The sequence below is a fragment of the Streptomyces sp. NPDC059452 genome (assembly GCF_042750035.1).
Classification (GTDB): domain Bacteria; phylum Actinomycetota; class Actinomycetes; order Streptomycetales; family Streptomycetaceae; genus Streptomyces.
On record NZ_JBHYVE010000001.1, the window covers coordinates 226323 to 247342 of the forward strand.

The window sequence follows — 21020 nt, forward strand, 5'->3', positions numbered from 1 at the left end:
TGGCTCTCGACTCATGCCCCACGGGGCCTATCCACTGCGGGCGCGCGTCGGCGCAGCGCGGGCGGAGCGGGCCGAAGGCAGGAGCGGCGCCCGGAGCGGAGCCGGGAAGCGCGCCCGGCGGAGCGGAGCGCAGCCGGGTGCCTTGATGAGGTAGAGAAACCTGTAACAGCTCTCGCCGTCAGGCGGGTGCCACGAAGCAGACGGCGTCGAACTGCTTGCCGCCGAAGGTGTGGACGGCTTCACCGATGCGTTTCCAGCCAAGCCGTTCATAGAGGCGAATCGCGGCTGCATCCTTCGTCAGGACTTCCAGCACCAAGCGCAGGCGCCTCTGTCGGGCGTAGGCCGTAGCGGCTTCCATGAGGAGTTTACCGACGGACGCCTTACGCGCCTCACGTACCACGAAGAGTCGGGCTAGGACCCCGATGCGGGAGTCGTCGTCACCGCTCTCTTCCCTCCACAGCCGGGCTACCTCTTCCCCTGACTGCGGGCTGTTGATGGCGACATGCCCCACCACATGTCCATCGAGTTCCGCGACCCATGCCGCCAGAAGTCCTTCTGGAGATAGCCAGGCTTCCGGGTCCTTCACCCCTTCGACCGGGTATCCGTCGGATTCATGTACTGCCATGAGAGCTGTTGCCGCTTCCGCAAGGTCACGTGACTCACGCGGGCGAACTGTGGCTGTTGACATGGTCTCCCCCTCTATTGCGGATTACTCAACCGGCAGTTCGTAGAGCAGTCCCGTTTGGTCGGCACGGTGTACATACCTAGACACCTCGAACGGCTGCGAGTCCTGATCAAGGCTGGTGTGGAGCACCTCTAGAACCGGCACGCCTGGCAGCAACTGGAGGAACCGGGCTTCCTCAGGCGTCGGCATCCGCGCGCTGATCTCGTCACGGACCCGCGTCATGACGTGCCCTAGATCCTCAAGCCGCCCATAGATTCCGTCCTTGCCGGTTTTCGGCTGCATAAGCAGAGTGCCCCGGGCCTCGTCCCACCGGAGGTACGTCGAGACGATCTGAACGGGTTCGTCGTCCGCGAAGTAGTGGTTCTCCCGGTGCACGACGCTCAGTTCGTCCGAGGCCACACCGAGGCGCTCCGCCACGTCGAGCGGAGGCGTCTCGCGCTCGATGTACAGCACGTCGATCCTGGGCACTTTGCCTTGGCGCTGCGCCTCCAGGCGGAACGGGGTCAGCCCAGTCTCCCGGTTCTTGATCGAGTACCGATCACTCCCGAACCGGAACAGCTTCTGCGGCTCGCGCACGAACACCCCCCGCCCGTGCTTGGCAGTCACGAGACCTTGCTCCGCGAGCAGTCGCACAGCCTCGCGCGCGGTGTTCCGGGCGGCCCCGTACTCCTCGGCCAAGGCTCGCTCCGAAGGCAACTTCTCCCCGGCCGGGATCTCTCCCTCGCAGATCCGTCGGCGTAGCTCTTCCGCGATGCGTCTGCTTGCTGGCTGCTGAGTAGGGGGCTCGGGCGGGGTCATACCGACAGCGTAGCAACTGGCTCAAGCCAGAAGCTTGACGACGCTTCCCACAGCATGCTCAACTGGCTTAAGCCAGTTAGTGGCTCAAGCCAGTTGGGGCTGGCGCTTCTCGTGCTGCCCCACGCGATGAGGGAGACGCTCATGCCGTCGTTCAAGATCGACACTTCGACCGCTGTCGTGTTCGTGGCGACGCCTCCGACGCCGAAGCTCGTGAGCAAGCAGACCGGCGAGATTGCCATCGACCGTGAGACCGGTGCCCCGCTGGCGACGGTGGGTCTGCTGATCTCCGACGAGGGCGAGGGCAACCTGTACCAGGTGACCGTGCCGAGCACGGGGGTCCCGGAGAACCTGGTCCCGGGCACCCCGGTCACGGTGGTCGGGCTCAAAGCCCGGGACTGGGAGAACACGTTCAACGGCCAGACCCGGCACGGGATCAGCTTCCGTGCGGTGGCCATCACGGCGGGTGCCTGAGCATGTCGGACCTGTCCACGGTGATCGAGGTTGCGGGGGCCTTATCGGCTGCCGGTGGCCTCGGTTACGCGAAGGCTCGGTCTCCTCGGGTGTTCTGGTCGCTGGTTGGTGCCCCGGTCGCCCGGGTGCGGTTCGCGGTGACGTACCGGGCGACGATGGATGTGTGTGGGCTGACGGTCCAGCCGTCCCGTCTACGGGCGTTCATGGTCCGCAACGTGGCCCGTCGCCAGGACGTTCAGCCCGTTCCCCCGCAGGTCCGCCGGGTCCGCTACTCCACCACCGGGATGCGGGCCATCCTCCGCCTCCCTGCTGGTCTGGAGCCTGCCGACGTGTCCGCCGCCTCGGAACGGCTCCGCCACGCCTGGGGCGTCCACTCCGTGCACGTGGTGGAGGTGAAGCCGGGGTTCGTGGAACTGCGGATGACCGGCTACGACGTGCTGCGCCGCGTGAAGATGCCCCGCCGCCTCCCCCGCAACGTCACCGCTGGGCCGCTGGTCGTGCCGGTGGCACTGCGGGAGGACGGTTCGGCGTTCGTCCGGGACTACCGGAAGATCCCGCACGCCCTCACCGTGGGGGCGAATCAGTCGGGCAAGTCGATGTATCAGCGCAACCTCATCTCCGGCCTGGCGAAACGGCCGGTCGGCCTGGTCGGCATCGACTGCAAAAGGGGTGTGGAACAGCGGGCCTACGCGCCCCGGTTCTCCGCTCTGGCGGTCACTCCGGATGAGGCGGACGGGCTGCTGGAAGCCCTCGTGGGCGAGATGGAAGAGCGCTTCGACCTCCTCAGCTCCCACGGTGTTCCGGACATGTGGGGCCTGCCTGCGAAGGTGCGGCCGGTGCCGCTGGTCGTCCTGGTCGATGAGGTCGCGGAGCTGTTCCTCGTCGCCGCGAAGAAGGATGAGGAGCGGCGGGACCGGATGGTGATGCGGATGATCCGGCTCGCGCAGATGGCCCGTGCGGTGGGGATCTTCCTGGAGGTGTGCGGGCAGCGGTTCGGCTCCGACCTCGGCAAGGGCGCCACCGCCTTGCGCGCTCAGCTCACCGGGCGTGTGGTGCACCGGGTCAACGACAAGCAGACCGCCGAGATGGCCCTGGGGGACATCGCCCCCGAAGCCGTCTTCACTGCCACGACCATCGCGCCGGACCGTCCCGGTGTCGCGGTGGCCGGGGACTCCTCCGGTGGCTGGTCCCGCATCCGCACCCCCGCCATGACCCCCGCCCAAGCCGTCGCGGTCTGCCACGAGTACGCGCACCTCACCCCCCACCTTGCCGCTCTGGCACCGTTCCGGCCCGCCGTGTCCGCCGCCCCCGCCCCGGGCCCGTCGCTCCTCAAGCCCCGCCCGGCAACCAGCTAACACCCCTCCCTGCACTGCCAGTTGGCGTGACTGCTTCGCGCCAGGTCCCTACCCCGCCCATGCCCGGAACCGGAAGGAACCACCGCCATGGCACCTCGACGGACCACCACCAAGCCCCCTAAGAACCCCGCCCCGCCCGCCCCGGCCGAGCCGGTTGTCTGCTCGCCGTGTAACGGGTCCGGGATGGTCGCCGCCACGGTCCGCGTCGGCCGCAAGCGCCGCCCGGTCGGCCAGCAGGACGGCCTCTGCCTCAACTGCCTCGGCACCGGCCTCGCTCCCGACGCCTGACCACCCCTCTCACCCCGGTGCCCGGCGGCGGCCCAGTTCCCCGCCCGGCACCGGCCCACCCCCTCGAAAGGAGGTGAACCCGTGTCCCGTATCCGTATTGACGCCGTGCTCGTCCAAGCCGTGATCGCTGGCGCCCTGTCCTTCGCGCACCTGCACGACCTGGCTGAGGCAGCCGGACAGGACGGCTGGAAGGCCTGGGCCTACCCGGTCAGCGTCGACCTGCTCCTCGTCGCGGCCTGGCGGCGTATGCGCACGACCGCCGACAACCGCGCCGCCTGGGCCTGGTTCGTCATCGCCCTGGCCGCCTCGCTCGGCGCGAACGTCGCCACCGCCGGACTCCTCGACCTCAACGACGTTCCCGCCTGGCTGCGCATCCTCGTCGCCGGATGGCCCGCCCTCGCCTTCCTCGGCGGAACCCTCCTCGTCCACAGCCCCCAGACCGCGCCCGTCACCGCGGCACCACTGCCCACCCCTTCCGAACCTGAACCCGCCCCGGACGTGACGGTGGAGCGGGAACCCGAACCGGCCCCCGAACTTCCGCCCGCGTCTGCGCCTGAGGCGGCGGCACCGGCGGCCGTCCCGGTCGCGGCACCGGACGTCTCGGTTCCTCCGGCTCTCCTCGATCACGCCCGCAAGCTCGCTGACACCCACCACGCCACCACCGGCAACCGGATCGACTCCGCCACCCTGCGAGCCCGCCTCGGCGTCCCCGCACCCCTCGCAGACGCCATCACTGCCCAACTGGCCTGATCAGAAAGGGACAAAGCATGGGCCTGTTCAACTTCAACCGCCCCGCCGACTACCTCGACGCCGCCCGCGAGATGGCCGACTCCGGCCGTCCCACCCTGGCCCGGCTCCTCGCGGAAGAGGCCGCCGACCGCACCACCGACCCCGCCGACGCCGCCCGCATCCGCGCCGAGTTCCCCGGCAACAGCCTCCGACAGGAGGACTGACCCATGCCGCGCCCGAACCGCTTCATCAACGTGGTCCGCTTCGGCCCCGTCCAGGTCGGCACCCACTACGACGGCCGGGGACGCACCAAGCACACCGCCGTGTGCACCGCACCCCGCTGCAACTTCTCCGGCGACTACGACGAGCGTCCCGCCGCCGAACTCGCCGCCCGCACCCACCGCTGCAACCCCTGACAGGAGGCAATCCGTGTTCACTCCGAAGATCCCGCCCCCCGACACCGCACCCACCCCGGGAACGTCGCTGGTGCAGCCGCTCACCGGCATCACCCACGCCCCGGCCTGCACCTGCCACCACACCCCCGCCGAGGCTCCGGCGCCCACCCCGACCGCACCGTCCGCCCGTCGGGCCGTTCAGTTCACCCCGGGCTCGCTCCTCGTGGCCGCCGCGGGCGGCGCCGCCGTGGTCCTGGTGGTCGGCACGGTCCTGGTCTCGATGCTCCTGGCCACCGCGATCACCGCCGCCTCGGTCGCCGTGTGCGCGCTCGTACTGCGCTCGCTCCTCAACAACCAGAAGGGCAACTGACATGGGCTTCTTCAGCCGTAAGAGCAACGACACCCCGAGTAACCCGGCTATGGCCGAGCTGGGCCGGGAGTTCGCCATCGCCCGCCGCCACGGCGACCGCAAGACCATGCGCCGCATCGGTCGCGAGTACGACGCCACCGCCACTGGCGAGACGGACGCCGCCTCGTTCCAGGCCGGTCAGGAGTCCTACGACGCCCTGCCCCCGATCAAGACCCCGCGCCGCAACCGCCGACGCTAACCGGCACCCGGGGCGGCCTCGGTCGCCAAACTTCCGCCGCCCCGGGCGCCTTCCCACCTTCCAGATCCAACGGACCCGAAAGGGAGATCCCATCATGCCCCAGCACACCCCGCCCCGGCCGATCTGCGGCCACTGCGACGGCTTCCCCACCGTCACCATCACCACCGGCCAGACCACCCCCACCGGGCAGCGCAAGACCATCACCGCGAACTGCCCCGCCTGCCACGGCACCGGCCACACCACCACCGCCCGCGCCCACACCCGGATCGGGGCCTGAGCGCCATGGCCAACCTGACCCCCACCCCTGACCGCCCCGGCCTCCACGTCAGCAAGCCCTCCCCGAACACCCCGGCCACCGGCTCGGCCGTCTGCCACTGCGGAGCCACCGCCACCGCCACCGGCGACAACCAGGTGCGTGCCCTGGTCGAGGGCTACACCGCCAACCACGGTCCCGCCCATAACCGGACGGGACGCTGACCATGACCACTACCGCTGCGACTGCGGCGGGCCTGGACCCGGCCACCCTGGATGATCTGCTCCGGGTGGTCGGGTCTCCCGGCTTCGACCGCCTCACCGAACAACTCCGCCGCACCGGAGGCTGCTCCCAGCCCATCCACCTCACCGGCGCCACCAAGACCATCGACCGGGCCACCGGCACCCTGCTCCACCACTACTCCACGGACACCGAGCCCGGGGGCCGGTTACGGATCGCCTGCGGCAACCGCCGCGCCTCCCGCTGCCCCGCCTGCGCCTGGACCTACGCAGGCGACACCTACCACCTCATCCGCGCCGGACTCACCGGCGACCCCGACAAAGGCACCCCCACCACGATCCGGGATCACCCCCGGGTCTTCGCGACGCTGACGGCCCCGTCGTTCGGCCCGGTCCACAACCGGCCCGGCAACCGGCCCTGCCGCTGCGGCACCCTGCACACCGAGGACGCCCCGGAGCTGGGCACGCCGCTCGACCCCAGCACGTACGACTACGCGGGGGCGGTGCTGTGGAACAACCACGCCTCCGACCTCTGGCGCTACTTCACGATCTACCTCCGCCGCGAAATCGCCCGCCGCGCCGGACTCACCCAGAAAGCCGCCCGCGAACAGTCCAAAGTCTCCTTCGGGAAAGTCGCGGAGTACCAGAAGCGAGGAGCCGTCCACTTTCACGCGGTGATCCGCTTCGACGGACCCGACGGCCCGGACACCCCGCCACCGGCCTGGGCCACCCTCGACCTCCTGGACGACGCGATCCGCGCAGCCGCCGCCCGCGTCGAAGTCGACGTGCCCGCCAACCCGGAAGCCGGGATCAGGGACGGGTGGACGCTGCGGTGGGGCACGCAGCTCGACGTGCAGCCCATCGGAGCGTTCGGCAACGGCGAAGACCTCACCGAACAAGCCGTCGCCTCCTACGTCGCCAAGTACGCCACCAAGGCGGCCGAGACCACCGGGACCGTCGACCACCGCGTCGGCAACAAGGAAGCCCTGGTGCTGCTCGACGTGCCGGAGCACCCCCGGCGGCTGATCGAAGCGTGCCTAGACCTGCACCACGCCTACCCCGAACGCAAGCTCCGCGACTGGGCCCACATGCTCGGCTTCCGCGGCCACTTCTCCACCAAATCCCGCGCCTACTCCACCACCCTCGGCGCCCTCCGACAGGTCCGCGCCGACTACCGCGCCGCCGAACAACGCGCCGCCCTCGGCCTCCCCGACCCCGACGACCACCCCGAAGCCACCACGCTCACCCTCGCCCACTGGGCCTACGCCGGACACGGCCACACCCCCGGCGAATCCTGGCTCGCCGCCAACATCCACCGCGACATCCAACACAACCGCGAAACCGCCCGCGAACACCGCGCCGAGCTGCAAGACCAACTCGCTCTGGAAGGAGCCGCATCGTGACCACCGCCACCGCCGAACTCCTCACCGTGCCCGAGGTCATGGCGCGGCTGAAGCTCGGACGCTCCACCGTCTACGACCTGATCCGCTCCCGCCGACTGGCCTCCATCACCATCGGCCGGTCCCGACGCATCCCCGCCGACGCCGTACGCGACTTCATCGCCAACGAGATCGAGGAAGCCGCCTGATGCCTCCCCAGCGCAAGCGCAACCCCAACGGCGCGGGCACCATCACCAAGCGCAAGGACGGCCGCTTTCAAGCCGCGGTCTACGTCCTCCAGCCGGACGGCACCCGGGCCCGCAAGTTCGCCTACGGCAAGACCTGGGCCGAGTGCGACACCAAGCGCCGTGACCTGCTCGCCAAAGTGGACCAGGGCGTACCCGTGCCCACGCGGTCGGCCAAGCTCTCCGAGTGGCTGCCCTACTGGCTGGAGAACATCATCAAGCCGCGCCGCAAGCGCACGACCTACGCGAAGTACGAGACGCACATCCGCCTCTACCTCGCGCCCATGCTCGGCTCGAAGCGCCTCGAATCTCTGAGCGTCGCTGACGTCCGGCGCTTCCTGGTCCGGCTGGAGCAACAGACCACCGCGGCAACCGCCAAGGAGTCCCACCGCGTCCTGCGGACAGCGCTGACGGCTGCCTGCCGGGAGGAACTCGTCATGCGGAACGTGGCGACCCTCGTGGAACCGCCCTCGGCAGAAGTGCGGGACCTCTCCCCCTGGTCGCTCGACGAGACCTTGACCTTCCTCACCGCCGCCCGGAAGGACCCGCTCTACGCGGCCTTCGTCCTCGCCATCGCACTCGGCTTCCGCCGTGGGGAGATCGTCGGCCTCCGGTGGGAGAACGTGGACCTCGACAAGCGAGAGATCCGGGTCCGCACTCAGCGGCAGCGTGTCCGCGGTGAGGCGTACGAGGACGATCCCAAGGGGCGCCGCCGAAAGCAGACGCTTCCACTGCCCGCCCTGTGCGTGGCCCCGCTCCGCTGGGAACGTCTGCGGCAAGCGGCCCTGCGTGAGGCTGCTGGTGATCAGTGGGAGGAGACAGGCTACGTTTTCACCACCCGATCCGGTCGGCCGATTGAGCCGCGCAACCTGTACCGCTCGTTCACCCGGGTCGCTGGCACCGCCGGGCTCCGTGTAATCCGACTGCACGATGCCCGCCATGGCTGCGCGACCCTGCTCACCGCCGCCGGGGTCCCGCCCCGTGTCGTGATGGAGATCCTCGGGCACAGTCAGATCGCGGTCACGATGAACATCTACGCCCACGTCGTCCAGGACACGCAGCGGGAGGCCGTGAGTCACCTCGACCGCATGTTGAAGCGGCGGCGGCCCGACAGTGGGTGACCGCGCCCGTTGATGTCAGAGGTGGATGTCAAAGATCCCCAGCCATGATGGGCTGGGGGTCTTTGTGCTGGTGGGCGCGGACGGTTTCGAACCGCCGACATCTGCTTTGTAAGAGCAGCGCTCTACCCCTGAGCTACGCACCCGTGGATGAGGGAACAGCGTACATGGACCGGAGCCCGTGCTCCTAAACCGGTCGGACCTGCCTGACCGGCTGGACCTGCGGGACCTGCCGGACCGGCCGGACCGGCGGGACCTGCCGCGGCCCGGAGCCCGGAGCCCGGGGCCGGAATGGGGGGATAACCCCACCCCGGAGACGGTAGCCGTCCGGATGCCCCCACCGGTACCTCCGCGCATACGGTTCAAGTACACCGGCAGCGACGGCCGGTGGCACCGTCCGGCTGTACTTCCTGGGGGACCGATCACCGTGGACATCCGTACCAGCGCACCGACCCGCAAGCGCCGCGGGACCCCCGGCCGGGCACTCGCCGCGGGAGGCGGGGCCGTGCTGCTCGCCCTGGCCCTCACCGGGTGCGGGAGCACCGATGTCGATGACGCGCCCGTGGAGCGCAAGGCGTTCGCGCTGGAGGGGAAGACGCTGACCATCGACGCCGAGGACTCGACCGTGACCCTCGTGCCGGCCGATGTGGAGGAGGTCGAGGTGGAGCGGCGGGTCGACGGGTGGGTCTTCCTGGGCAGTGGGCCCGATCCCGTCTGGACGATGAAGGACGACACCCTGACGCTCCGGGTCAAGTGCGGCGCGATGATCAGCAACTGTGCCGCGTGGCACGAGGTGAAGGTGCCCCGCGGGGTGACCGTCCAGGCCGACGCGGACAACGGCGAGATCACCGCGGCCAACTTCGACACCGAGCTGCGGCTCTCCGCCGACAACGGGAACATCGTCGTACGGGATTCCGGCGGGCCGCTCGACCTCAAGAGCGACAACGGGACCGTGCTCGCCGAGCGGATAGGCACCAAGTCGGTGGTCGCCCGTGCGGACAACGGGGAGATCCGGCTGGAGTTCGCCGGTGTTCCCGATCTGGTGGACGCCGTGAGCGAGAACGGGAGCGTCGTCATCGACCTTCCGCGGGGCGGGCAGAAGTACGCCGTGAACGCGAGCGCCGACAACGGGGAGGTCGATATCGCGGTGCCGCGCAGCGACAGCAGCGCCCATGTGGTGAAGGTTCGCAGCGACAACGGGGAAGTCAAGGTCCGAAGCGCGAACTAACCGACCCGTGTGTTCGTCCTTACCTGGTGGGACAATGTACCGGGCAGGGGCGGAACAGCACGGGAGAGGGATGTGACGGCGACACACACGCGGCCAGAGGCAGGAGCGGGTGGGAGTTCCGCCGTCGAGAGCGTCGAGAGCGTTCCGGATACCCGGGGCAAGGACGCTCCGGGTGCCGGAGGCAAGGGCCTTCCAGGCGCCCGGGTCATGAGCGGCCTTCCAGGTGCCCGAGGTCAGGGTGGGCGGGAGGCTCGCGGGCGCAGCGCGCCGGGCAGGGGCGGACGCGGGCAGGGGGCCCGGGACGTTCTGGCGCTTGTGCTGCTGCCCGTGCCCCTTCTCGTCGCCGTGCTGCCCGCCGCCTTCGCAGGCGGCGGTACGCGGCGGTGGTTCGGCGGGCGCGGGGAGAGCCAGCGGGCCGAGGCCCAGGCGGCCCGGGACGCGGCCGCCGAGGCCTTCTATGAGCTGGACACCGCTCAGCGCGACCTCCAGATCTCCATCGAGACCATCAACGCCGTGGACAGCTCCCCGCGCGGCCGCAAGGCGGCGGAGGACTTCGCCGCGCTGGGGCGGCGCATCGACGAGGTCAGCCACGCCTACATCACCGCCGTCGACGCCCACGACCTGGACCGGGACGATCTGGAGCCCTCCGTCGCCTCCCGGGCCCGTACGGAGCTGACCCGGGCCAAGGACGATCTCGTACGGGTCAAGGGTGAGCTGGACCGGTTCGGGCAGGGGCTCGGGACGCTGCTGGGCAGTGCGGAGACCCAGCTCGCCCGGCTGGCCCCCGCCGTGGAGCGGGCCCGGCAGGCGCTGCTCGGGGCGAGCAACGCGCTCGATGCCGTACGGGCGGCGGGGCTGCGCGCCGATGAGCTCGCGGCCCGGCTCGCCGCTCTCGCCCCGGAGCTGACCAAGCTGAACCAGGGCGCGGGGAAGCACGGGGTCGCCGAGACGCTTCAGCGGGCCGATGTGGTCCTGCGCGACGCGGAGTCCCTGCGGGCCGAGGCGGAGCGGCTGCCGGAGCGGGCCGCCGAGATCGACCGGCGGCTGGTGTCGCTGCGGACCCGGGCCCAGGCCCTGACGACGCGTACCAGCTCGGTGGAGCCGGTCCTCAGCGAGCTGCGCCGACGTTTCTCGGCCGCCTGCTGGCAGGACCTCCAGCCGGTGCCGGAGCAGGCCGCCGTCAACGTACGGCAGGCCGAGGAGAAGCTCGCGGAGGCGGCGAAGGCGCGGGACGAGCAGCATTGGGCGGATGCCACCTCCCGGCTCTCCACGGTCCGCGCCCTGCTGAACGCGACCGACGAGGCGGTCTCCGCCGCCGGGGACCGGTTGCAGCGGCTGGACGCGGTGGCGAAGGACCCGCAGCAGGAGATCGAGCGGACCCGGTTCGCCGTGCGGGACGCGCAGCGCCTCGCCATGGCGGGCCGGCACACGCCCGACCCCCGGCACGCCCGGCCGCTCGACGACTCCGTGGCGCGGCTGGACCGGGCCATCGCCGGTCTTGAGGGCCGCCACCCCGACTACTGGCACTTCCTGACCGAGACGGAGGCCGTACGGCAGACCGCCGCCCGGGTCGTCTCCGACATCCGCGAGGAGCGTGGCGGCGGGGCCTGAGCCAAGCCCGTCATCGGGGGCCGTAGCCGTCGGCCCCCGATGGCTCTAGCCTGGGGCCATGCCTCGCTATGAATTCCGCTGCCGCACCTGCGGCGACACGTTCGAGCTCAGCCGCCCCATGGCCCAGTCCTCGGACCCGGCCTCCTGCCCCGCAGGCCACGACGACACCGTGAAGCTGCTCTCCGCCGTGGCCGTGGGCGGCGCCGCCGCCTCCGCGCCCGCACCGTCCGGTGGCGGCGGGGGCGGAGGCTGCTGCGGCGGCGGGTGCTGCGGCTGAGCCCGGCCGCGCAGAAGCGGGAAAGGCCCGAGCGCTACTTCTCGCGTGGGAGCGTCACTTCTTACGCGAGAGCGTCAGGCCGTCCGCGACCGTCAGCAGCACGCTGTCCATCCGGTCGTCGGCGGTCACATGCTCGTTGAACTCCTTGATCGCCGCCGTCGGGCCGGTCGCCTCCGGGTCCGTGACCCCGCCGTGGAAGAGCACGTTGTCCACGGCGATGAGACCGCCCTGCCGCATCCGGGGCACCAGCTCCTCCCAGTACGCGATGTAGCCGCCCTTGTCCGCGTCCAGGTAGGCGAAGTCGATGTGCGGTTCGGCGGGCATCGCCCGCAGGGTGTCCAGGGCCGGGGCGATGCGCAGGTCGATCCGGTCCGCGACGCCCGCCCTCTCCCAGGCCTCGCGCCCGTACGCCGTCCACTCCTCCGAGATGTCGCAGGCGATCAGCGTGCCGTCGGCGGGCAGTGCCCGGGCCATCGCCAGGGCGCTGAACCCGGTGAACGTGCCGACCTCCACCACATGCCGGGCGCCCACCAACCGGACGAGGAAGGCGAGCAGCGGGGCCTGTTCCTCGGCCGACACCATGCCAGCGTGGTCGGGGAACCGGGCGTACGTGGTCTCCACCAGCTCCCGCTGGACCGGGTCCAGCGGCGGGTTGTGGGCCAGCATGTAGGCGTACAGCTCGTCGGTGATCGTGGTTTCGTTGCCCTTGGTCATGGCCCCAGCCTTCCCCAACCCGCGCCCTCACGCAGCCGAACTCGCCGAGAGGCGATCACGCCGCCGAGGCCGCCAGGAACCGGCGCAGGATCTCCTCCCCCGCAGCCCCGCCCCGCTCCTCCAGCGCCACGACGTGCGGGGCCCGCCAGTTCTCCTCGGCCAGTTCGCCGTGGCCGGGGCGCCAGCCGAGGTCGGCGGCGAGCAGCAGGTCCGCGTCGAGGAGGGAGTCCCCGGCGGCGAGCATGCGGGTGGCGCCGCAGCGGCGGGCGACCTCGTTCATGGCGGCGCTCTTGGTGAGCGGGCCCGGCACCACGTAGATCTTGCGGCCCTGGAGGGAGACCGTCCAGCCGCGTTCCTGGGCCCAGACCGCCAGCTCCTTCACCCACTCCTCGGGGAGGAGGGAGCGCTCGACGACCAGGTACGCGAAGAGGTCCTCGGCCACCCGGTCCTTCAGGAGCCAGGCCGGGTCGGCGGTGGTCGCGAGGTGGGCGCGGATCTCGGTGAGGGGGGCGCACTCGTCGGCGATCCGGGCCTCCACCCGCGCCTGCCAGTCCCAGTCGGAGACCCCGTCGACCAGGATGTGCCCGCCGTTGGCGCAGATCGCGTACCGGGGGGCGGGGCCGGGGAGGTGGATACGGTGGTACTGCTCGCGGGTCCGGGTGGTGGTGGGCACGAAGACCGTGGACCCGGCCACCTCGGTGAGAAGGGCGGCGGCCGTCTCCGTCATGTAGGAGAGCGGCTTGTGGCCGTACACCTCTACGCAGAGGAGCCGGGGCGCCTCCGCGTCCGGCATCGCCAGGCCGAGCGCTGCCGCCGAGTAGATCAGCGTACGGTCGAGGTCGCTCGCCACCAGCGTGACGGAGCCGTTCACAGCGCTCATGCGCCCGCCACCGCCTTGCCGTCCGCGCCCGTCGCGCCGCGTGTGAACCGGGGGTGGATCAGACCGACGCAGCTGTACGGGAGGTCGTCGACCTCCTCGACCGGGACGCCGCGCTGTTCGGCCAGGAGCCGGATGTGCGTCAGGTCCGCGCCCGCGCCGCGCTTGGCGAGGATCTTCCAGGGGACCCGGCGCAGCAGGACCCGGGTGGTCTCGCCGACGCCCGGCTTGACCAGGTTGACGTCGTGGATGCCGTACTCCTCGCTGATCCGCTCGACGGCCGCCCAGCCCTCCCAGGTCGGGGCCCGGTCGGCGGCGAGCAGTTCCTTGGCCGCCGCGTCGACTTCGTCCGCGACCTCGTCGAAGCGGGCGGCGACGGTGTCGAGGAAGTGACCCGAGACGTCGGACTCCGCCAGCTCCCGGTAGAACTTCCCGCCGTGGAAGTCGTCCGGCCCGACCAGGTCGGCGCGGAGCACCGTACGGGAGATGAGGCCGGAGACCGTGGAGTTGAGGCAGGCCGAGGGGATCAGGAAGTCCTCGCGGGTGCCGTACGTCCGCACGCAGCCGCCCGGGTCGGCGAGCACCGCGATCTCCGGGTCGAAGTGGGCGACTCCTTCGCGCTCCTCGAACTCCGCGAGCGCCGCCGCCAGTTCGCGGGTGATCGCGCCCTTCCCCGTCCAGCCGTCGACGAACACCACGTCGGCCGGGTCGTGGTGGGCGGCCAGCCAGCGCAGGGCGGTGGCGTCGATGCCCCGGCCCCGGACGATGGAGATCGCGTAGTGCGGCAGGTCCAGGCCGTGGCGGTGGCGGGCCCAGCGGCGCATCAGCACCCCGACCGGCGTTCCGGCGCGGGCGAGCGAGACGAGGACCGGGCGCGGGCCGCGTTCGGCGAGGACCGTCTCGGTGACGGTGCCCACCGCGCGGGCCATGCGCGCGGCGGAGGCGTCCAGGGCGGCCGTGAACAGGGCCTGGTACTCGGCACTGGGCTGGTACTCGACGGGCAGCGATTCGGCGTAGTGCGCGCCGCCGCTCTGGATCGCCTCCTCGCGCTCCTCGGTGGGCGCTTCCAGCTCGGTGTCCGAGAGGTCCTGGAGCAGCCAGCCGACGTCCTCGGGGGCGTAACTGGAGAAGTCGGGGCCTCGGAGGGGCTCGGGCAGCACGGCGGGCTCCTGAACAGGTGTGGGGGTGTACGAGGGGACGACCGCGAGGAGGACCTGGCCGGTGTGGGCCGCGAGGCGGGCCAGGAGGCCGTCGGGGGCGTGCAGTTCGGGGGTGTCGGCGGTGGAGTCGACGACGGCGACCACCGCGTCGAAGCCCGCTCCCGCCACGTTGTACGCGTACCGGGGGCCGGGGCCGTCCGCCGGGTCGTCGTGGGCCGGGAAGACGAGGCGGGTGCGTATCGCGTAGCCGGGGTCGTCGACGGCGAGGACGGGTGAGCGGGTGGTGGTGGAGTACCGGACCTCGGCGTCCGCCCCGAGCAGCGCTTCCAGGGCGGTGCCCAGGCGGAGCGGCGCGTACATCAGCTCCTCGAAGCCGAGGACGAGCACACGTCGGACGCTGCCGTCCAGCGCGGCGGCGATCCGTTCCGCCATGCCCGGGAGCGCCGCTTCGAGCGCCGCCCGGTGGGCCGGGGTGAAGCCGTGCCGGCCGCCGTCGGGGACGCCCGCGGGCCAGCCCAGGTCGACCCGGGTGACAGCCGCTCCCCCGGCCGGCCCCACGGGCTGCGCCCCCTGAGGCTGCTCCGCCCCCTGGGGCTGCTCGGCACTCTGGGTCAGCTCCGCCTCCTGCGCCTGCTCCGCCTCCTGCGCCGCGACCAGCTCCTGGCCGCGTTCCAGTACGCCTTCGGGGAGCGTGACCGTGCCCGTGGAGCGGGTCACCAGGTCGACGCGGGCGCCGATCTCGGCGGCGAAGGCGGTCAGCCGGTCGCGGTCGCCCGCCGAGCGCATGTCGACCAGCGCGACGATGACGTACCGCTCGCGCGGGTGCAGCCCGTGCAGCGCGCGGATGGTGTTGAGCACGGTGTTGCCGGTGGAGAACTCGTCGTCGACCAGCACCAGGGCGGAAGCGCCCCCCGCGAACAGCTCGGGGTCCTCCGGCAGCAGCAGGTGGGAGGTGGCGTGCGAGTGGGCCTCCTCGAAGCCGCCCGCCGGGGCCACGCCCGCGACCGGGCGGCGGGTGGAGTGGAGGTACGGGGCGTCCCGCAGGCCGTCCGCGACGGCGTGGCCGAGGCCGGTGGCGGTCTCCGCGTACCCGAGGACGACGGCGCGGCGGGCCTCCTCCTCGCCGAGGAGGGCCCGTACGCGCTCGCCGAGCCCGAACCCGGCTCCGTACACGACGGAGGGGTGCTGGGGCACATGCTTGCCCAGCACGTTGGAGACCAGCAGGTGGGCCCGCTTGGGGTTACGGCGCAGGGCGAGGCCCAGCAGCTCCTTGAGCTCCCCGTCGCCCTCCAGGGCCACGCCCAGCCGCTCGGCCACCCAGTTGCCCGACCACTCCACGTTCACGGTCTCTTCTCTCGTCGCGCGCTCGCTCATCGATACGCGCTCAGTTGGCCAGTCCGGCGGCCAGCAGGTCCACGAAGCCGACGTCCTGCCCCGCCACCCCGAAGACCTCGGCCCGCTGGAGCGTGCGCTCGGCCCAGGCCCGGTGGGGCTTCACTTCGTTCATCTTGTTCGTATACGCGGAGCGCAGCACTCCGCCACCGCCGCGCTCCGGGCGCAGGATGTCCTGTGCGTCGGTGAACTCCTCGTGGCTGACCACGGACAGTGCGTGGACGGGTGCCACGTGCGAGGGGTGGATGCAGGTCTTGCCGAGCAGGCCGTTGGCCCGGTCGAGCTCGATCTCCCGCAGCAGGCCGTCGAGGTCGTGCTCGATGAGGGCCGTACGCAGCTCCTCGGCGCTGCCCTCCAGGAAGGGGCTGCGGCGCAGCTGGGGCTTGAACATGCGCTCCTGGCGGCGGAAGTACTCCCAGACCGGCCCGGTGATCGTGAAGCCGGTGCCGTCGGCCCGGCCCAGCACGTTGACCACGTCGGCGATGACGGAGCCGACGATCTGGACGTCGTACGCCGTCATGTCGGGCGCGCGGCGCAGTCCGTAGGCCGAGCAGAAGTCGGTGACGCCGAGCCGCAGGGCGAGGACCCGGTCCCGGTACTTGTCGACGGAGCGCGCGATTCCCTGGAGGACTTCGCCGCGGGTCTCCAGGTGGAGCAGTTCGGGCGATTCGAGGACGGGCATGGCGAACAGCCGCCGTCCGCAGGCCGTTTCGGCTTCGGCCAGGGCTTCCAGGAAGAGGGTTCCGCGCTCTTCGGTGAATTTGGGAAGTACAAAACCGGACAACGTCCGGACCGAGGGGCCGAGCCGCCGCACCAGGTCGGTGATCTGGCCCGGCTCGCGCACCCGGACGAAGAGGAGCGGCAGTCCGGCGCCCGTCGCGTCCCGTTCCGCGAGCTCCGCGAACTGCCGGACCAGGTTGGCCTCGGCGCCGACGACCTCGGCGTCGTCGATCGAGTCCTCCAGGCACAGCACCATGGAGACGACGCCGCGCCCGGCCTGCTTCATCACGTCGTCGGCCAGCGTGGGCCGGGTGGCCGGGGAGTAGAGCGTGGCGCCCAGGGCGACGGAGAGCAGGCTCGCGGGCGAGTCCGCGCTGAACTCGCACGGCTCCCGGAAGAACAGCCCCTCTCGGGCAGCGGGCGACATATACCCGAAGTGACGCATGAGATTCCCCCGAACTGCCTGACCGGCCGAACAACGCATGGCCGGTAATAGTACGTACAGGCGAGTGTCAACAGTTCCCGATGTACATGAATTTCCGGTTACCCGGCCTTCGCCCGGCCTCTCCTCGCGGTACCGTTCGGCCCTCTTCCATCCGCTCTCCGACCCGGCACCGGCGCCCCGGGACACGGCCGTTGTGGCCCCCCGCGTTGTCCGCGGGTGCTGCCAGCAGGCAGGATGACGCCCATGACGCACACGATGCTGAAGGGCTCGAACGTCCAGGTAGACGCCATGGCCGTACGGGCCGTGCTGCGCTGGACGCCGGGTCCCGACGTCCCCGACGTGGACGCCTCCGCCCTGCTGCTCGGCGCCTCGGGTCGTGTGCGGTCCGACGAGGACTTCGTCTTCTACAACCAGCCGCGCCACCCCTCGGGCCTGGTCCGGCGGCTGCCGAAGCGCAGTGTCGCGGAAGGGCTCACGGACACGATCGAGGCGGACCTGGGCGGGCTCGACGCGTCGGTGGACCAGGTGGTCGTCGCCGCGTCGTCCGACGGTGCCGCCTTCCAGCAGGTGCCGGACCTGCGGATACTTCTCTTCGATGCCGCGTCCGCCGACGGGGAGCCGCTGGCCGTCTTCGATGTGCGGCCCGAGACCGGGGAAGAGACCGCGATCATCTGCGGGGAGCTCTACCGGCGCGGCGAGGGGTGGAAGTTCCGGGCGGTCGGCCAGGGCTATCCGACCGGGCTGATCGGGCTGGCCACCGCCTTCGGGATCTCGGTCGACGATTCGGAGGCCGGGGGCGAGGGCGGGACGGACGACCCTGCGCCCGCGCCCGCACCCGCGCCCGCCCAGCAGGGATCGGCCGCTCCGCAGACGCCCCCCGCCCCCTCCCCCGACGCCCAGGCCACGGTCCAGCACCGGCAGCCCTCCTACGGCTATCCGCCGCCCGTCGCACCCCCTGCCGTACCTCCGGCACCCGCGCCGCTGCCCGCTGGCCCGCAGCCGGCGTACGGCTACCCGCAGGGGGCCGGGGCGCCGCCCGCGTACGGCTATCCGCAGCCCGCCGCGGCCGCCGCGCACGCACCCGACCCGCATTTCGTCCTGCCTCCGCAAGGTCCGCAGTTCATCCGCTCCTGAGTGCGGCTCGTCCCGGGTCCGCGCCGGCCCTGCCCGAATCCGGCCCGGAGGGGAGGCGTACGGGCGGGGGCCGTTCAGGTGCGTGACTTGTAGCCGCGGCCCCACTGCATGCCGTAGCCGTAGAGCCGGTCCAGCTCCGACTGGAATCCGTAGACGAACTTCACCTCGCGCCGCACGATCAGCTCGTCCTTGATGTTCTCCAGGGTGAACACCGCGCAGGAACGGGCCTGGGGCGCACGTTCGTCCAGCTCGATCTCGATCCGGGGGCCGTTGCCCGGGTAGAGCGTGATCTTGGCGTGCGTACGGTCGAACGCGGGCGTCCGGTCGTAGATGTAGACGAAGAAGAGCAGCCGCTTGATCTGGTCGCGCTGGTCCATGTTGACGTAGACCGTCTCCCCGGAGGGGGCGCCGAAGCGGTCGTCGCCGCTGAGCCGGATGTAGGGCGGGCCGTTGAGGTCGCCCATCAGGTTGCCCAGTGGCTGCACGACCCCCTTGGTGCCGTCCGCGAGCTCGTACATGCAGCCCAGGTCCAGGTCGACGTTGACGACGCCCTGGGTGTGCGCCTGGACCACCTCGGGCTGGAACAGCTTGAGGGGGCGCCGCAGCCGGCCGCTCTGGCGTGAGCGGCCCTCGATGTCGGAGCTGCGCATCCGCCACGACAGGTTGACCCTCAGGTTGCCCGAGAGGGCGCCCTGCTTGCTGAGCGAGACCGTGGCGTTGCGTTTCGAGAGCACGATGGCGCTCGATGTGCCGTTGCCCGCGTCGAACTGTGCCGCGCGCGCCGGCCACAGACCGTCGAAGAAACCCATCCCAGCCCCCACCCCTGTCGCCCTGTCGCCGGCTGTCGACCTGTTGTCGCCCGTTGTCACCGGCCCCGCACACCGCTGCGGGGCGGCCACCGGGCCGGGTCCAGGAGATCCTGGAGAGCCGTCGCCGTGTGGGCCGCCCCGCAGAGAGCGTTCCTCAATCCCTGCCGGGTCACACCCCGGAGTGGACTTCGGCCTTGGAACCGGCGCTTCCTCCGGTGTCCCCCGCGCCGCCGCCCGCCGCGGCGATGGACTTGTTGCGGCGGAGCGAGGACCAGAAGGAGAGACCGATGAGGACGACACCGATCAGGCCGGTGATGATCTCGTTGATCTCGTACCGGATGGTGACCAGCAGGATGACGGAGAGCGCGCCGATCGCGTAGTGCGCGCCGTGCTCCAGGTAGACGTAGTCGTCCAGCGTCCCCTGGCGGACCAGGTAGACGGTGAGCGAACGGACGTACATGGCGCCGATACCGAGGCCGAGGGCCATCAGCACGATCTCGTTGGTGATGGCGAAGGCACCGATGACGCCGTCGAAGGAGAAGGAGGCGTCCAGGACTTCCAGGTAGAGGAAGAGGAAGAACGCGGCCTTGCCCGCGAGGGCGACACCGGTGACCGGCTTGCCCGCCTTCTTGGCCTGCTCCTCGGCCTCGTGTTCGCGCTCCTCCTCCTCTTCGAGCTTGCCCTCGAAGAATCCGGAGAGCCCGCCGACGACGAGGTAGGTGATCAGACCCGCGACACCCGAGAGCAGGACCGTCGACGTCTTGTCCACGTGCCCGCCGCCGTGCTGGTGGGCCTGGGTCGCGAAGACCATCGCGCTGACCAGCAGCACGATCAGCGCGACGCAGACCGACAGCATGTCGACCTTGCCGAGCTTGGCGAGCGGACGCTCGATCCAGCGGAGCCACTGGATGTCACGGTCCTCGAAGATGAAGTCGAGGAAGATCATCAACAGGAACATGCCACCGAAGGCGGCGATCGCCGGATGGGCGTCCGTGACCAGTTCCTTGTACCTGTCGGGGTCGTTGAAGGAAAGATCGATGGCCTCGATCGGGCCGAGCTGCGCACTCACGGCCACGATCACGACGGGGAACACCAGTCGCATACCGAAAACGGCGATGAGGATGCCGATGGTGAGGAAGATCTTCTGCCAGAAGGCATTCATCTTCTTCAGGATTCCGGCATTGATCACCGCGTTGTCGAAGGAGAGCGAGATCTCCAGGATCGACAGGATCGCGACGATGCCGAAAGCATGCCACCCCCCGTAGAAGAAGGCCGCGACCAGGCCGAGCGCGGTAACCGCGAACGACCAGCCGAAGGTTTTCAGAACCACTGGTACCTCATCGTGTTGGGTAAGGGTCTCCCCTGGTGTGGACGGGGCTCCCCCGCGCCGTGCGCGGCGTTATGAAACGTTGACGCCGAAGTCTAGAGCGATGCCGCGCAGCCCCGACGCGTACCCCTGGCCCACTGCGCGGAATTTCCACTCGCCCTGGTAGCGGTAGAGCTCACCGAAGATCATCGCGGTCTCCGTCGAGGCGTCCTCGCTCAGGTCGTAGCGGGCCAGCTCCTGGCCGTCGGCCTGGTTCACCACCCGGATGAACGCGTTGCTGACCTGGCCGAACGCCTGGCCCCGGTTGTCGGCGTCGTGGATGGAGACCGGAAAGACGATCTTGTCACAGTGGGCGGGGACCTGGTCGAGCCGGACGATGACCGACTCGTCGTCGCCGTCGCCCTCACCCGTCAGGTTGTCGCCGGTGTGTTCGACGGAGCCGTCGGGGCTGGTGAGGTTGTTGTAGAAGACGAACCACTCGTCACCGAGCACCCGGCCCGACTGGCACAGCAGTGCGCTGGCGTCGAGGTCGAAATCGGCTCCGGTGGTGGAGCGTGCGTCCCAGCCGAGCCCGACCAGCACCTGGGTGAGGTTGGGTGCGACCTTGGAGAGGGAGACATTGCCTCCCTTGGCGAGTGTGACGCCCATGTGTGTCCTCCCCGAGTCGTGGAAACGCGGACGGGGGGGGGGGGGGGCGCCGGGGGGGGGGGGGGAGTGGGGCGCGGGGGGGGGGCGGGGCGCGGCCCCCGGGGGGGCCGCGCCC

26 protein-coding genes and 1 tRNA gene are annotated in these 21020 nt (G+C 70.9%); 17 read left to right on the plus strand and 10 right to left on the minus strand.

Features of this window, described 5'->3' with window-relative positions; translation table 11 throughout:
* Nucleotides 1-178: 178 nt before the first annotated feature.
* Together ACFW9Z_RS00910 and ACFW9Z_RS00915 are read right to left on the minus strand one after the other, a co-directional pair.
* Nucleotides 179-688 carry a GNAT family N-acetyltransferase gene (locus ACFW9Z_RS00910; RefSeq protein ID WP_175511949.1) on the minus strand — a complete coding sequence of 170 codons (510 nt, stop codon included), beginning with the start codon at nt 686-688 and terminating at the stop codon, nt 179-181.
* Between the two features lie 21 nt (nt 689-709).
* A complete protein-coding gene (locus ACFW9Z_RS00915) occupies nt 710-1483 on the minus strand; it encodes a GntR family transcriptional regulator (RefSeq protein WP_127465667.1) in 774 nt (257 codons plus the stop codon).
* A 141-nt stretch (nt 1484-1624) separates the two neighbouring features.
* Here ACFW9Z_RS00915 and ACFW9Z_RS00920 point away from each other — a divergent pair, with 141 nt between their 5' ends.
* From ACFW9Z_RS00920 to ACFW9Z_RS00980, 13 genes are all read left to right on the plus strand, one after another.
* Complete coding sequence (locus ACFW9Z_RS00920; RefSeq protein WP_112491631.1) at nt 1625-1954, plus strand: hypothetical protein; 330 nt, start codon at nt 1625-1627, stop codon at nt 1952-1954.
* Between the two features lie 2 nt (nt 1955-1956).
* Nucleotides 1957-3309, plus strand: a complete 1353-nt coding sequence (locus ACFW9Z_RS00925; protein WP_175511948.1) for an FtsK/SpoIIIE domain-containing protein — start codon at nt 1957-1959, stop codon at nt 3307-3309.
* 87 nt (nt 3310-3396) lie between these two features.
* Nucleotides 3397-3597, plus strand: a complete 201-nt coding sequence (locus ACFW9Z_RS00930; RefSeq protein ID WP_175511947.1) for a hypothetical protein — start codon at nt 3397-3399, stop codon at nt 3595-3597.
* Between the two features lie 81 nt (nt 3598-3678).
* Nucleotides 3679-4347, plus strand: a complete 669-nt coding sequence (locus ACFW9Z_RS00935; protein ID WP_175511946.1) for a DUF2637 domain-containing protein — start codon at nt 3679-3681, stop codon at nt 4345-4347.
* A gap of 17 nt (nt 4348-4364) precedes the next feature.
* Nucleotides 4365-4550: a hypothetical protein gene (locus ACFW9Z_RS00940; RefSeq protein ID WP_175511945.1), complete on the plus strand. Its 186-nt coding sequence runs from the start codon at nt 4365-4367 to the stop codon at nt 4548-4550.
* A gap of 3 nt (nt 4551-4553) precedes the next feature.
* Nucleotides 4554-4742, plus strand: a complete 189-nt coding sequence (locus ACFW9Z_RS00945) for a mobile element transfer protein (RefSeq protein WP_175511944.1) — start codon at nt 4554-4556, stop codon at nt 4740-4742.
* 13 nt (nt 4743-4755) lie between these two features.
* Nucleotides 4756-5091 carry a SpdD protein gene (locus ACFW9Z_RS00950; RefSeq protein WP_175511943.1) on the plus strand — a complete coding sequence of 112 codons (336 nt, stop codon included), beginning with the start codon at nt 4756-4758 and terminating at the stop codon, nt 5089-5091.
* 1 nt (nt 5092) lies between these two features.
* Nucleotides 5093-5329: a hypothetical protein gene (locus tag ACFW9Z_RS00955; RefSeq protein WP_127465662.1), complete on the plus strand. Its 237-nt coding sequence runs from the start codon at nt 5093-5095 to the stop codon at nt 5327-5329.
* Between the two features lie 94 nt (nt 5330-5423).
* Nucleotides 5424-5606, plus strand: a complete 183-nt coding sequence (locus ACFW9Z_RS00960) for a hypothetical protein (protein ID WP_384632294.1) — start codon at nt 5424-5426, stop codon at nt 5604-5606.
* A gap of 5 nt (nt 5607-5611) precedes the next feature.
* Nucleotides 5612-5806 (plus strand): hypothetical protein, encoded by a 195-nt coding sequence (locus tag ACFW9Z_RS00965; RefSeq protein WP_175511941.1) that lies wholly within the window; start codon nt 5612-5614, stop codon nt 5804-5806.
* Nucleotides 5807-5808: 2 nt separating this feature from the next.
* Nucleotides 5809-7224, plus strand: coding sequence for a replication initiator protein RepSA (repSA, locus tag ACFW9Z_RS00970; RefSeq protein ID WP_175511940.1), 1416 nt, complete (start codon nt 5809-5811; stop codon nt 7222-7224).
* Nucleotides 7221-7409, plus strand: coding sequence for a helix-turn-helix domain-containing protein (locus tag ACFW9Z_RS00975; protein ID WP_127465657.1), 189 nt, complete (start codon nt 7221-7223; stop codon nt 7407-7409). The genes repSA and ACFW9Z_RS00975 overlap by 4 nt, the downstream gene beginning before the upstream one ends.
* Entirely contained in the window at nt 7409-8566 is a 1158-nt protein-coding gene (locus ACFW9Z_RS00980; RefSeq protein WP_127465656.1) for a site-specific integrase, read from the plus strand. The genes ACFW9Z_RS00975 and ACFW9Z_RS00980 overlap by 1 nt, the downstream gene beginning before the upstream one ends.
* Before the next feature lie 68 nt (nt 8567-8634).
* Here the strand turns inward: ACFW9Z_RS00980 and ACFW9Z_RS00985 are convergent.
* Nucleotides 8635-8709 (minus strand) — tRNA-Val (locus tag ACFW9Z_RS00985).
* A gap of 281 nt (nt 8710-8990) precedes the next feature.
* Between ACFW9Z_RS00985 and ACFW9Z_RS00990 the strand changes: the two genes are divergently transcribed.
* From ACFW9Z_RS00990 to ACFW9Z_RS01000, 3 genes are all read left to right on the plus strand, one after another.
* Nucleotides 8991-9791: a DUF4097 family beta strand repeat-containing protein gene (locus ACFW9Z_RS00990; protein ID WP_384632299.1), complete on the plus strand. Its 801-nt coding sequence runs from the start codon at nt 8991-8993 to the stop codon at nt 9789-9791.
* A gap of 72 nt (nt 9792-9863) precedes the next feature.
* A complete protein-coding gene (locus tag ACFW9Z_RS00995) occupies nt 9864-11402 on the plus strand; it encodes a hypothetical protein (protein WP_384632302.1) in 1539 nt (512 codons plus the stop codon).
* Nucleotides 11403-11460: 58 nt separating this feature from the next.
* Nucleotides 11461-11679, plus strand: coding sequence for a zinc ribbon domain-containing protein (locus ACFW9Z_RS01000; protein WP_032753096.1), 219 nt, complete (start codon nt 11461-11463; stop codon nt 11677-11679).
* A 54-nt stretch (nt 11680-11733) separates the two neighbouring features.
* Here ACFW9Z_RS01000 and ACFW9Z_RS01005 read toward each other — a convergent pair whose 3' ends face one another.
* From ACFW9Z_RS01005 to ACFW9Z_RS01020, 4 genes are read right to left on the minus strand one after another with little or no spacing between them, the layout of a single operon-like run.
* Nucleotides 11734-12393, minus strand: a complete 660-nt coding sequence (locus tag ACFW9Z_RS01005) for an O-methyltransferase (protein WP_384632305.1) — start codon at nt 12391-12393, stop codon at nt 11734-11736.
* Nucleotides 12394-12448: 55 nt separating this feature from the next.
* A complete protein-coding gene (locus ACFW9Z_RS01010; RefSeq protein ID WP_384632308.1) occupies nt 12449-13273 on the minus strand; it encodes an HAD family hydrolase in 825 nt (274 codons plus the stop codon).
* On the minus strand, nt 13270-15804 hold the full coding sequence (locus tag ACFW9Z_RS01015; RefSeq protein WP_384632312.1) for a phosphoribosyltransferase: 2535 nt from the start codon (nt 15802-15804) through the stop codon (nt 13270-13272). Before ACFW9Z_RS01015 ends, ACFW9Z_RS01010 begins: the two co-directional genes overlap by 4 nt.
* 10 nt (nt 15805-15814) lie before the next feature.
* Nucleotides 15815-16987, minus strand: coding sequence for an HpcH/HpaI aldolase/citrate lyase family protein (locus ACFW9Z_RS01020; protein WP_384632315.1), 1173 nt, complete (start codon nt 16985-16987; stop codon nt 15815-15817).
* 234 nt (nt 16988-17221) lie between these two features.
* Between ACFW9Z_RS01020 and ACFW9Z_RS01025 the strand changes: the two genes are divergently transcribed.
* A complete protein-coding gene (locus ACFW9Z_RS01025; RefSeq protein WP_384632318.1) occupies nt 17222-18121 on the plus strand; it encodes a TerD family protein in 900 nt (299 codons plus the stop codon).
* 74 nt (nt 18122-18195) lie between these two features.
* On the opposite strand, the gene ACFW9Z_RS01030 is transcribed toward ACFW9Z_RS01025, so the two are convergent.
* The 3 genes from ACFW9Z_RS01030 to ACFW9Z_RS01040 all read right to left on the minus strand — a co-directional run bounded on the left by ACFW9Z_RS01030 (nt 18196) and on the right by ACFW9Z_RS01040 (nt 20905).
* Complete coding sequence (locus tag ACFW9Z_RS01030; protein ID WP_384632321.1) at nt 18196-18930, minus strand: Tellurium resistance; 735 nt, start codon at nt 18928-18930, stop codon at nt 18196-18198.
* Between the two features lie 169 nt (nt 18931-19099).
* The gene (locus ACFW9Z_RS01035) at nt 19100-20260 is read right to left on the minus strand and encodes a DUF475 domain-containing protein (protein WP_384632324.1); all 1161 of its coding nucleotides are present in this window, start codon (nt 20258-20260) and stop codon (nt 19100-19102) included.
* A gap of 69 nt (nt 20261-20329) precedes the next feature.
* On the minus strand, nt 20330-20905 hold the full coding sequence (locus ACFW9Z_RS01040; protein ID WP_015608280.1) for a TerD family protein: 576 nt from the start codon (nt 20903-20905) through the stop codon (nt 20330-20332).
* Nucleotides 20906-21020 lie beyond the last annotated feature (115 nt).